The organism is Shewanella oncorhynchi (assembly GCF_012584455.1).
Lineage (GTDB): Bacteria > Pseudomonadota > Gammaproteobacteria > Enterobacterales > Shewanellaceae > Shewanella > Shewanella oncorhynchi.
Map to the genome: position 1 here is coordinate 112778 of NZ_JABAEB010000008.1, position 13630 is coordinate 126407.

Below are 13630 nucleotides of genomic sequence, written 5' to 3' on the forward strand. Positions count from 1 at the left end.
GACCCGTGACATCACGGTCACCAGTGCCGATGGCACCGCCAGCCACACCGTGACCATCACCATTGTCGGCGCGAACGATCCCGCTGACATCACGGTCGGTAACGGCGACAGCGATGCTGGCACCGTCACCGAAGACGGCGATTCCGACACCCTGCCAGGCACAGTACAAACGGTGGCCGGCACCTTAACCGTCACCGACGTCGACAACGGCGAAGCGGTCTTCCAAGTGCAAACCAATGTCGCCGATGGCAACTACGGTTTCTTCAGCATTGATGCCGACGGTAACTGGACCTACACCTTAAACAACAGCCACAGCGACGTGCAGTCACTCAAGGCGGGTGAAACCCTGACCCGTGACATCACGGTCACCAGTGCCGATGGCACCGCCAGCCACACCGTGACCATCACCATTGTCGGCGCGAACGACTATCCAGTAATAAATTCCGTATCAAATGCTACGGTATCTGAAGAGGGGCTACTTAACGGTATAATTGATGTTATTGGTAATTCTGATACTACAGATGATGTTTCTGCTAGCGGCACAATAAATATTAATGATGTTGATGGTGACTCTTTAAGCGTTTCACTTTCTGGCCCAACAGAATTAATGTCAGGCGGACAAGCTGTAAATTGGCTCTGGGATGCGAATACACAAACACTAATAGGCTACACAGGTGTTATTGGCGGCTCTTCCTATGTTGAAGTTATGGCTGTAGTTCTAACCGCTCCAACTTCTGGTGATTCCAATTGGACCTATGATGTGACTTTAAAGGCACCACTGGATCATCCAGACACTACATCTGAAGATACTATTACATTCGATATAGGTATTACTGTTAATGATAATCATGGTGGCACCTCTACAGGTAGCTTTAGTGTTACGGTTGAAGATGACGCACCTGAAATCGCATCTATTAGCCCTGTCGAAGTAACGAATATAGATATTCCTGATACTTTAGTCGGTCTATTCTCTCTAACTGGCTATAGTGGCAACAACAATCTTCTTGATTTTGATGGTTTTACGATCACAGCCAAAGGATTTACTTCATCAACTAACTCAAGTTTAATTGATGCCGCAATCTTTGGTAGTGGTAGTGGAATAGGTGTTAGTAGTGTTGATGCTCCTTATCATAATCTCGCGAACGAAGTCGATTTCCGTAAATTTGCAGATGGAAGTTCTGCATCTGAAGAAATCATCATTACTCTCGATCCAGGTACTGTTGCCTACGGCGTGAATATCCAGTTTTCCCATATGTTTGGCGGCGAACTAGAAGTCGGTGTCGTCGAGTTTTGGCGAGATGGCCAACTTATCGCAACTCAAACATTTAGTTCAGATGCCAGCAGTGGCAACTATGCGGCCAACTTCCAAGCCTTACAAGGTGGCTTTGACAAAATGGTCATCAAAGCCCTTGATAATGGCAAAGGTCCAAGTAGCGGTGATAATAGTGACTTCACTGTTACCGCTATTGAGTTTTTAGGCACTGCAACACCACCGGCAATCGCCTTTGCATCAGGAACAGTAACCCCAGAATGGGGTGCAGATGGTAAAGGTTCGCTCACCTTACAAGGTAGTGATGAAACCAATTTGTTCACGGCAGCAGGCAGTGCAATCACTATAACCCAAACGGCAAATACACTAATTGGGGTTGATGCAGCTGGTCACTTGGTATTCAAACTTGAGTTTACCCCAGGTACAGGTCAATGGGACTTCCATCAATATCAAGAGATGTTACAACCTAGCGATGGTGATATTGATTTCAAAGTAAGAGCCACTGATGGAGATGGCGATCATACAGATGGTACTTTCTCTGTTATTCCACAAGTTTATGTTGATACAACGCCACCTTCGGCACCTGAAGTACGCATCATCGATGATGTAAATGATGACGCGTATTTGACGAGTACAGAGATAGGTAATAATGGCGTTCAAATACAGGTCAAAATTAATGCGAGTGACTTTAATACTGGCGGCAGTGTACATCTAGAAATCGATAATGCAGGTAATAATAGTACAGTAGACCTCATTCTTGACAATGGCGTACTGAAATTTAGTAATGGTGCTCTAGCAACAGGTTACACCTATACAAATGGTGTTATTACTTGGACAGAGCCTACTCCGACTGCTGGTCAGGCAATCTCAGTCACCGCTACTCAAATTGATAGTGCTAATAATGAATCAGCTGAAGGCACAGATAATGCTACCGTTATTGATGCGACTGACGATCGTTATACCGTCAACGAAGATCAGCAGGTAACGGGTAATATTCTTACCAATGATCAACTCGGCAATCTGAGCATCACTAGCTTCAGAGTCATGTATAACGGTATGCAAACCAGTTTTAACGCTGGGCAAACCATTACCTTGGCCGTGGGTAGCTTATTAATACAAGCTAATGGTGAATTCCAGTTTATCCCAAATGATAACTGGGCAGGCGAAATGCCAAGTGTCACCTACACAACAAATACTGGTTCCACAGCAGCACTTGATATCACTGTCTTACCTATAGCAGATAAGCCTGTAGTTAACGTTATTCTGACTGATAATGGCATACCGCTATACAGTAACTTTAAGACTTCAGGTATCACTACCGAACAATTCCGTACGGGCGATTTTACTACCGCACCATTTAATACTGGTACGCGTACTATTGATAATACTTCCGGACAAGATCAGTTGCTCGGTACTGGGGGGAACGATCATCTTGTCAGCGCAAATGGCGGCGGTGATCTACTCTACGGTATGGATGGTGATGACATACTCGTCGGCAGTGATGTCGTTCAAGGTGACTCTCTCTATGGCGGAACAGGAAATGATGTTCTTGTTGCTGGTCTAGGTAATGACGGGCTCTACGGTGGTGCAGGAACAGATATCGCCGTACTTCTTGGCAACCGAGCAGACTACATAATAGAGAAAGGCACAGGCTACTCTAGCAATGATCGTTGGTTCAACTTCTTTGTAACTGAAAATGGCATCGGTGTTACTAAGGCCCTGCATGATATTGAGTATGTGCAATTCAAGGATGGCATATACGCGATCAATCAAATCACAGGTGAACTCACATTAGAACAGCCTACAGCGGTAGACTATCCAATCGAAATTAATGTGTCACTTGCGGATCGAGACGGTAGCGAAAGCATCGATAGCATTCAGCTCAGTGGTTTACCCGAAGGCACCTTACTCTACAGCAGTAACGGTACATTGATGGGGACTGCAGATGCAGACGGTAATATTCTTCTAAATCATGGCAACGTATGGAACAGTGCATCCTTAGATGTCAATCTAACAGGATTAACATTAAGGGTTCCTGGTGAATATGCAGGTCAAGTCAACCTCGTTGTCGAAGCAGTATCAAGAGAGTCAGGTACAGACCTGACCAATACTGCAACAGATGCAGATAGCGTCATTCTTAGCTACTTCAGTGGTCATGAAGGAGAGCCTGGCGATCAAAATCTTAACTTTGGTAATGAGCACAACATTGTGGTCGGCGATTTAGACGGTAGCGTTATTTTGCCAGGTCAAAACTACAATATCGCCTTTATGGTTGATAGTTCTGGCAGCATTGGAAGCACGGCGCTCAATAGTATGAAAGCGCAACTTGAACTGGTGTTTACGACACTGAAAAACAGCGCTACCGCTGAAGGCAGCGGCACTGTAAATGTGTTCTTAGTTGACTTTGATGGCATTTCTAAAGGTTGGGTTTCTGTCGATATGAAAGACCCCAATGCCCTGTCGATACTGGAAGATGCATTGGACGACATGCGTTCAGGTGGAAACACCAACTACGAAGATGTATTTAAAACGACCGCCAACTGGTTCTCTGGCATCAGCGGTAACAGTGCCACAAATCTGGCTTACTTTATTACCGATGGCCAAGCTAATGAGTACAACTACAATGAGGGCCAAAACCCTGAGGTTTATAACCCTAGCGGAGCAAACAACAGTATTTACCTATCCAGTATCATCCAAAACGGTTATGTATTTGGCAATACATATAGCCAGAATGGACGTACGATCATCAACCAGGACGGTGAAGTATTAAAATGGACCCAAAATAACAATAATAGTTGGAGCTCAAGTTCAGTTGGCTTTATGCGCCCGGATGGTAATGGAGGTTTCCAATTTGCCAATTTGGGTACAAACGGCACCGGAACGAATGCGAATTCCCAGCAAGGATTTGCTTTCCTATCAACGCTGGGAGTGATTGTTCAGGCCATTGGGATAGGCCCATCACTGGATAGTGAAGATCTTAAGCCATTTGACTCTGACGGTAATGTTCTGACTAACATCAACGCTGGGGATTTAGCTGATGCGATCATTGGTACTCCAATTACCCAACTGCCAGGATCTGATACCATCAACGGTGGTAACGGCGACGATATACTCTTTGGTGATGCCATCAACTTTAACGGTATTAGTGGCCAAGGTTATGTTGCCATCAAAGATTATGTTGCTGATCAGCTAGGGGTCACTGCAGTTACCGATGCCCAAGTACATAGATATATTACTGAGCATGCATCTGATTTTGACCAATCTGGTGCCAGCGATAAGGCTGATGTTCTTATCGGCGGACAAGGTAATGACATACTTTATGGGCAAGGTGGGAATGATCAGCTTTACGGCGGTAATGGTAATGATCTTATATTTGGTGGTGCTGGTAACGATACAATAATCGGTGGTCTAGGTAACGATAAACTCACAGGCGATAGCGGTGCTGATACCTTCGTCTGGCGCTATGCAGAAACGGGAACAGACCATATCACTGACTTTAATATCCATGAAGATAAATTGGATTTAAGCGATTTACTCCAAGGTGAAAGTAACAACACACTACACAGTTATTTAAACTTTAGCTTAGTTAGTGGTTCAACTGTGATTGATATCGATGGCAATAAAGACGGTGTGTTTGAGCAGCATATCGTTCTTGACGGTGTTGATTTGTATAGTGCATATAACACTACAACAGAGACTGGCATTATTAATGGCCTACTAGGTACTAATGGCAGCGGTCCGTTAATTGTTGATACTCAGCCAGTCACACCAGAACCAAGTTCAGGTCTTGCACCATTGAATAGCAATGAGCAGCATAATATCCCTTAGACAAAATCGTTTGGATGGCCTATAGAAATATAGGCCATCATGACCGATACTTGCCATAACCATATAAAAATCCAAAGGATAAGTAATTAGGTGTCTGCTGCAGCTTCTGAAAAAATTGATCAATGGACCATTTCAGCCTCACAAAGAGTGTTAGTGGATCCTTTGCTGGATTGTTTAGTGTTACTCACTGAGCATTTTGGCAATCCGTGCTCGAGCGATTCGCTTGCGGCAGGTTTACCCTTGTCAGGTACCGTGTTATCACCCGACTTATTGCCTCAAGCGGCTTCAAGAGCGGGTCTAGCGGCTAAGCTATCTCGAAAAGGCTTAAACGAAGTATCACCTATATTGCTCCCCTGTATTTTATTATTAAAAGACAAAAAAGCCTGTATATTGCGAGAACTTGATGTTGCATCAGATAAAGCAATTATTCAATTACCCGAGACGGGCGGTGAAGAAACACTGACAATTGAGTCGCTCGAAGCCTTATATGTGGGATATTTATTCTTAGTCAAACAAGAATACCGTGGTGACATGGGCTTCGATGTTTATCTACACGATAATAAAACCCACTGGTTAGTCCAAACCCTCAAAGATTCAGCACCCATTTATCGTGATGCATTAATCGCTTCTGTATTGGTGAATTTATTCGCCTTAGTTTCACCGTTATTTATTATGAATGTGTATGACAAAGTCGTCCCAAACCTCGCTTTTGAATCCCTTTGGGTTTTAGCGATTGGTGCGGCGATTGCTTATATGTTCGATCTTATCATGCGGCAACTTAGAAGTTACCTCATCGATGTTGCAGGAAAAAAAGTAGATATTATTGTGTCTTCGCGACTTTTTGCTAAAGCGATAGGTATTCCCCTAGAAAAACGTTCTCCTAGTATCGGCGGCATGGCGAAACAGTTAGGTGAATTCGATAACATTCGTGAAATTTTAACTTCGGCAACGATCACTACTTTAGTCGATCTCCCCTTCGCGATATTTTTCTTAATTATTATTTTTATTGTCGCTGGTGATCTCGCTATAGTTCCAGTCATTGGTGGCATCATCATTATTGGCTTCACGCTTTATATTCAACCTAAACTCAAAGCGGCAATCGAAGAAGGCAATAAATTTTCAAGCTTAAAACATGGGCATTTAATTGAGAGCTTATCAGCGCTAGAGTCAATTAAAGCTAATGGTGCTGAAGGAATTGTGCAAAAAAGCTGGCAACAGATGATAGGCCACAGTGCAAACTGGCAATTAAGGTCCAAAAAGCTCTCCAACTCTGTATCGAACGTAGCGAACTTTACGGTGCAATTTACCGTTGTCTGCGTGGTGATTTTGGGCGTTTATCGTGTGGCTGATAATGCAATATCTATGGGCGGAATTATTGCTGCGGTCATGCTATCGAGCCGTGCCATTTCACCTATGGCACAACTTGCAGGCCTGATGACGAGAGCAAACCACACAGCCAGTGCACTACGCCAACTGAATGAAATCATGACTCAAGAAGATGAGTTTGAAAATAAAGGACATTTAGTTAGCAAACAAAGACTCATAGGCAAGATCAATGCTGATCATGTTGGTTTTAGTTATCCAGGTTCTGAAAAGCCTGTGTTGCATCCGATGTCTCTGACGATTAATCCTGGCGAACGCATTGCCATTATCGGTCGAAATGGTTCAGGTAAAAGTACGCTAGCTAAGCTACTGGTCGGGCTATTTCAACCCACGGCAGGAAGCTTGCGCTACGACGGTTTAGACTCAGCACAGATTCATCCGAGTGATTTACGTCGTAATTTTGGCTACCTACCCCAAGATGTCACCCTATTCCATGGTTCTATTCGCGACAATATTTTATTTGGTACACGTCAAGTCACTGAACATCAACTCATCCGCGCGGTACAGCTTTCTGGTGTGAGTCAATTCACCAACCTAGAAGCAGAAGGCCTAGACCAACAGGTCGGCGAAGGCGGCATGTCACTCAGCCGCGGACAAAGACAAACTGTCGCTCTTGCTCGCGCCACACTGAATGATCCCCCAGTGTTACTGATGGATGAGCCTACGGCGAGTTTAGATGCTCGCGCTGAACAACAATTTATTCGTTCAATGCAAAATGTCAGCAAAGATAGAACGTTAATTCTTATTACCCACAAGATGCATTTATTGCAACTCGTCGACCGCATTATTGTACTTGAACGCGGCCATGTGGTTGCCGATGGACCTAAAGCAGAAGTGCTAGAAAAACTCAATTTTGGCCTAGTGAACGGAGAGGCTAAAAGATGAGTAAACATTTAACAACAAACGACTTAGACATGGTTGATGATGTCTATGGCGCCATGATGACAGACGCTCCCAGCGGACACAGATTAATCATATGGGCACTTGCTGCTATGGTAGTGTGTTTTTTACTGTGGGCGGGGTTTGCTCAATTAGATAAGGTTACTACTGGAACGGGAAAAGTGATTCCTTCATCACAAGTTCAAGTGATCCAAAGTCTAGATGGCGGCATAATGCAAGAACTCTACGTTCAAGAAGGTGAGATAGTCACAAAAGGGCAGCCTTTAGTGCGTATTGATGATACCCGCTTTCGCTCCGACTTTGCTCAACAAGAGCAAGAGGTTTATGGCTTAAAAACCAATGCTATCCGCATGCGCGCCGAACTCGACAGCATTCTAATATCAGACATGACCTCTGATTGGCGTGAACAAGTGCTAATCACTAAAGAAGCATTGATATTCCCTGAGGCTATCATTGCTGCGGAACCCGCCTTAGTGAAAAGACAACAAGAGGAATACAACGGACGCTTAGATAACTTAAGTAACCAACTTGAGATCCTCGTACGTCAAATTCAACAAAGACAGCAAGAAATTGATGATCTCGCCTCTAAAACAACGACATTAACGACGAGCATGCAGCTAATATCCCGCGAGCTTGAACTCACTCGACCTTTAGCCAAAAAAGGTATTGTTCCTGAAGTTGAGTTACTCAAACTCGAACGCACGGTAAACGACTTGCAAGGTGAATTGAATTCAATGCGTTTACTCCGCCCTAAAGTAAAAGCGGCATTAGATGAGGCTATCTTAAAACGCCGTGAAGCCGTATTTGTTTACGCTGCAGAGCTGCGCGCGCAGCTCAATGAAACTCAAACCCGCCTCTCTCGCATGAATGAAGCACAAGTTGGCGCGCAGGATAAAGTCAGTAAGGCGATTATCACCTCCCCTGTTAATGGCACCATTAAAACCACACATATCAATACACTGGGTGGTGTAGTGCAACCTGGGATCGATATTATCGAGATAGTTCCGTCGGAAGATCAACTGCTGATAGAAACTAAAATCTTGCCTAAAGATATCGCTTTCTTACATCCAGGATTACCCGCCGTAGTAAAAATTACCGCCTATGATTTTACCCGCTATGGCGGCCTTAAAGGAACTGTCGAACATATTAGTGCCGACACTTCTCAAGATGAAGAAGGCAATAGCTACTATCTCATCAGAGTTAGGACTGCAGAATCTAGTTTAACCAAAAACGATGGCACACAGATGCCAATTATTCCGGGAATGTTAACTTCAGTTGACGTTATCACGGGGCAAAGATCCATACTTGAGTACATTTTAAATCCAATTTTAAGGGCTAAGGACACAGCGCTCAGAGAGCACTAAGCCTTTTTTTATAAACCGGGAGGTTGGTCATGAAGACTTCAGCAATACGACAATTTCAATGTTCAAAGATAGCCATAGTGCTGTCATTAATCCTGTTACCTTTATCGGCTCAAAGTCAGACGTTAGAACAAGCCGTTGCACATACGCTAGATACAAACCCAGATTTACGAGTGGCATTCAACCGCTTTAAAGCGCGAGAAGAACAAGTTAATCAAGCGATAGCAGGCTATATGCCAACTATTGATGTCAATGGTGGCTACGGTTACGAACAAACCGACAGCGTATCGACACGTAGACGACCCAATATCGGCGAAGTCGATAGCAAAGGGGTGGCTGAATTAAATCCCGGAGAGTTTGGTGTTAGCATAAAACAAATGCTTTTCGATGGTTTCTACACCAGCAGTGAAGTTGATCGTTATAGCTTTGAAGCTAGCGCAGACCAATGGGCACTGCTTGCTGCAGCTGAAGATATGGCACTCGATGTCAGTAAAGTCTATCTCAACTATTTACGCACCGATGAAGTGTTAAAATTAGCCGAGAAAAACCTTAACAGCCATAAAGAAATTTATGACCAGATTAAACAACGTACTGACTCAGGTTTAGGCTCAATCGCAGATCTATCCCAAATCTCGGGACGTTTGGCGCGTGCTAATGCTAACGTTATTTCTGCTCGCAACAATTTACTTGATGCAAAAGCACAGTACGTCAAAATTGTAGCGGCGGCACCGGCAGACTTAATATTACCAGTGCCAGATGCAGACATGCTGCCAAAGGATCTTAGCTCTGGCATTATTGTTGCGCAAGAGAATCACCCCATACTCAAATCTGCAGCAAACGATATTAGTGCCGCTGAAAATGAACGCTCTTCAGTACAATCCAATTACTATCCTCAGGTTTCTTTAGAACTGAATGGTAACTGGAATAACGATATTAGCGGCGAAGATGGAATATCAGGTGCTGGTGCTTTCCGCAGTGATGTGGGTGGCCATAGTAACGATCTCGTCGCCATGGTGAGGGTGAGATACAACTTATTTGCGGGTGGTAAAGATCTTGCCCGTGAAAAAGAAACTGCTTACAAGTTAGGTGAAGCGAAAGAAATCCGCCAACGTGCCCAACGTGAAGTTGTTGAAGGGGTAAACCTAGCTTGGAACGCATTTGAAATGCTAGCGCCGCAAAAACAATATATTCGCGATCATGTCGTGGCCGCAAAGGATACTCAAACAGCCTATGCACAACAGTTTAACTTAGGCCAACGCAGTTTACTCGACTTATTAGATACCGAAAATGAACTCTTCGAGGCGCGTAAAGACTACTTACAAGCTGAATATGATGAAGTTATTGCTAAGTATCGCGTGCTCAATTCTACAGGGCGATTATTAGACTCACTTAAAGTGACTAGACCTGATGCGTGGCGCGGTGAGCGCAATTATGAAGGAGGAGCTAACAAATGAAAACTCTCACATTTTTTCTAAGTGTCACTCTTTTAGCTGGTTGTTCGATGCGCGATACGGTTAATATTGACGAAATGGTCACAACTCAAACCTATGATCTATCTGATAAAGATAGCGATGGTGTCATTGAAGCCCGTGAACGCTGCAACGACACCGCCCAAGGGGCAGGTATTGATAACTATGGCTGTGGCAAAATAAAAGCGATTAACGAGCGAAAGGAAATAAATATTTTATTCCCGAATGACTCTGCTTATATTGCGCCTGAGTACTATCCTCAAATTGAAGAGGTGGCTATTTTTCTACGTCAGTATCCAACGACCAAAGTGACTATCGAAGGTCACACGAGTCGCACAGGAACCGATGAACGAAATACAGTATTATCTCAAGAACGTGCAAATGCTGTCACCGCAGTACTGGCTGAACGCTTTAGTATTGATAGAAGTCGATTAACTGCTATTGGATATGGTTCTAGCCGCCCAATTGTTTTAGAACAGACGCCGGAAGCAGAAATTCGTAACCGTCGTGTTGTTGCAGAAGTCACTGGTGATGATACGGCAGCAGACATGAAATGGACAATTTACTCGGTCGATGACAACTCAAAATAAAGGACTAACACATTAGGTTATGAACGGCAGACTTGATTATAAAGATTCATTATTGCGAGTCTGCCGCTTTAGCCTAATAGCGTCAGCCTTAGGCATATGTTGCCTATATGCGGCCCCCACACAAAACCTTGATGAAGTGAAGATAACTTCAACCCTAGAAAAACATTACGGCGAACGTGCTGGAATGCGAGCAAGGGCTTGGTTCAAAGTGTTATCGGAAACGAGTACGCTAGATGAAAAAGAAAAGTTATTGAAGGTGAATAACTTTTTTAATTTATTCCGTTTTGTGGATGACAGTAAATTATGGGGAGACTCGAATTATTGGGCAACGCCGATGGAGTTTATTGGTGTGAATGGCGGTGATTGCGAAGACTTTTCGATCGCAAAATACTTCACCCTACTCCAACTTGGTGTTCAAGAGGACAAGATGCGGATCACTATGGTTAAAGCCACTACGGTTAATCAATACCATATGGTATTGGCTTACTATGAAACACCATCATCAATTCCTTTAGTGCTCGATAATCTTGACCATGAAATAAAACCCGCCACAAAAAGAAAAGATCTACTGCCTGTTTATAGCTTTAACGGTAAACAGTTATGGCTCAATAAAGAGCAAGGTCGAGGCGTACTGGCAGGGTCCTCAAAACGATTAGAAAAATGGAACGATCTTAACCATAGATTAGGTGTTGACCGTCTTAGGCAACCAAAATTAAAACTGGAGTAGCACCAAAAATGACACTGTTTAGACAGATTTATTCGCTGCTTTTTAGCCTGTTCTTGCTTGTAGTTGCAAGCCTTGGCTATGTGCAATTCACTGAGACTCAAAGCTTTTTAACAAAGCAAATGGAGTCCGATCTAAACAATGCCAGCACTTCACTCGGTCTAATGCTTACCCCAGCACTCGAAGCTGGCGATACCGCAGCGGCAGAAACCTTAGTGAATGTTATTTTTGAAGGTGGTTACTATCAAAATGTAAAATTGACTTGGATGGTCGATGGTAAGCAACAAGAGTGGAATAATCCTTTAAAAATTGAAGATGTCCCTCAATGGTTTATAAATCTAGATCTGTTTAAAACCATCAAAAAACAAAGCACTATCACCTCAGGTTGGCTGCAGCTAGCACAGCTTGAAATCACTGCTCATCCTGGTTTTGGTTATCATGAACTATGGCGAATCATGTCCAATACCATCATCGCCTTTTCACTACTTTTTCTCGTTGCTATTTTTACAGCAAGAGTAGGCTTAACATGGATATTGAAACCTCTCCACACCCTGTCTGAACACGCGAAAAGTATCGCAGCACGCCAATTTGGTCCAGACATGGCACTACCCAAAACAACCGAATTAAAAGACTTAGTGACTGCATTTAACAGCATGTCAGCTCAATTGAAACAAGTGTTCCATTCTCTTGACGAAGAGGTTGGCGCGTTACGTAAGAAGAATCTTGTCGATCCGGCGTCAGGCCTGCCTAACCGCCAATATGTAGTAAGCCGTTTAAATGGTTGGTTAAGTGAACCTAGCAGCGGCGCTTTATTCCTCGCCAAGCTCGACTGGCTCGAAGAAGTGCACAGTAAATATGGCTATCAAGTTCGAGATGAAACCATACGGATCCTCGCAGAAAAGTTTCAACAACAATTAAACGAAATAACGCCTTCGGTCATAGGGCGTATTGCAGCCTATGAATTTGCATTTTTAGTGACCGATGTTGAACACGATCAGATCAGCAAATATTTACAAACACTTATCCGTACCATCAATCAAGAAATGTCAAAAGCAGGCTGTAAGCCCAACGAAGACTTTGCTATCGGTATTGCGGAACGTATTGGGCAAATGAATGTGTCGGATATTTTGGCCCAAGCCGACAATGCCCTTCAAAAAGCGTTACAAGAAAATAAAACCTTCCACTGGTTTGAAACCACAGAGCAGCAATTATTCACCCGCGAGCAATGGCGCGATAACCTCAGCCATGCTATCAGCAATAAGAAGTTTAAGTTTAGATGGCAACCCATCCAATTTTGCGATGGTGATGGCATAGCGCAACGGGAATTGTATTGCCAATTAGAGCTTGGTGATCAACTCGCCCATGCAGGGCAATTTATGCCGTATATCGAGTTATTATCACTTGGTGCCTTACTCGATAAATGCTTAATTGAAACTGTCTACGAGCAAAAACTGCTCGAGCGGAGCTATGAACCGCTCGCAATTAACTTAACCCACCAAAGTATTAACGATCCTCAGTTCCATGAGTGGCTAAATCAATTTTTGCGAAATGCCACATTTATTGAGCGCATCTGCTTCGAAATCCCTGAGGCTGGTGTTTATAGTGATCTTAAGTCATGCCAGCACTTATGTAACATCATTCGCGATAACGGTGCTAAGTTTGGTATTGACCACTTTGGTCGTCAGTTTGGCTCTATGTCTTATCTACAGGAATTAAGACCTAGCTATGTGAAGCTGGATCAATCCTTCGCCTACTATGATGAGACACACCACAATAGCGAATTGTGCCGCGCCCTAATCAACGTAGCAAAAGGATTGGACATTCAAGTCATAGTGACGGGTATTCAAGAAAAGGCTCAGCTAGAACGTTTTAACGAGCTTAGAACAGATGCCTATCAAGGCTTTATCGCCCCGCCAGTGAATCTTGATTAAGCCGTATTCTTAAGAAGTCATTTTGCAAACAAAAAAGCTTCGTAAGGAGCTTTTTGTTTTTCTACGGTTGAGTGACTATGCCAATACAGTTCTGCAAGTCTGCCAGGTGTAATTAAGAACTGTAGCCAACTTCTATACTCATTGAGGATGCGCTATCAAGCGACAACAAACATG

At 43.7% G+C, this 13630-nt stretch carries 7 protein-coding genes; all 7 read left to right on the forward strand.

Going from position 1 to position 13630, the window contains the following annotated elements:
- On the forward strand, nt 1-5098 hold a 5098-nt coding region (locus tag HGO26_RS14155), incomplete at its 5' end, for a VCBS domain-containing protein (RefSeq protein ID WP_168825929.1).
- Nucleotides 5099-5188: 90 nt separating this feature from the next.
- A complete protein-coding gene (locus tag HGO26_RS14160) occupies nt 5189-7366 on the forward strand; it encodes a type I secretion system permease/ATPase (protein WP_105250446.1) in 2178 nt (725 codons plus the stop codon).
- Nucleotides 7363-8745, forward strand: a complete 1383-nt coding sequence (locus tag HGO26_RS14165) for an HlyD family type I secretion periplasmic adaptor subunit (protein WP_168825932.1) — start codon at nt 7363-7365, stop codon at nt 8743-8745. The genes HGO26_RS14160 and HGO26_RS14165 overlap by 4 nt, the downstream gene beginning before the upstream one ends.
- A 29-nt stretch (nt 8746-8774) precedes the next feature.
- Nucleotides 8775-10196: a TolC family outer membrane protein gene (locus tag HGO26_RS14170; RefSeq protein ID WP_105250448.1), complete on the forward strand. Its 1422-nt coding sequence runs from the start codon at nt 8775-8777 to the stop codon at nt 10194-10196.
- Nucleotides 10193-10801: an OmpA family protein gene (locus tag HGO26_RS14175; protein ID WP_105250449.1), complete on the forward strand. Its 609-nt coding sequence runs from the start codon at nt 10193-10195 to the stop codon at nt 10799-10801. The genes HGO26_RS14170 and HGO26_RS14175 overlap by 4 nt, the downstream gene beginning before the upstream one ends.
- 19 nt (nt 10802-10820) lie before the next feature.
- Entirely contained in the window at nt 10821-11528 is a 708-nt protein-coding gene (locus HGO26_RS14180) for a transglutaminase-like cysteine peptidase (RefSeq protein ID WP_168825934.1), read from the forward strand.
- A gap of 8 nt (nt 11529-11536) precedes the next feature.
- Entirely contained in the window at nt 11537-13456 is a 1920-nt protein-coding gene (locus tag HGO26_RS14185) for a bifunctional diguanylate cyclase/phosphodiesterase (protein WP_105250451.1), read from the forward strand.
- The last annotated feature ends 174 nt before the right edge of the window (nt 13457-13630 follow it).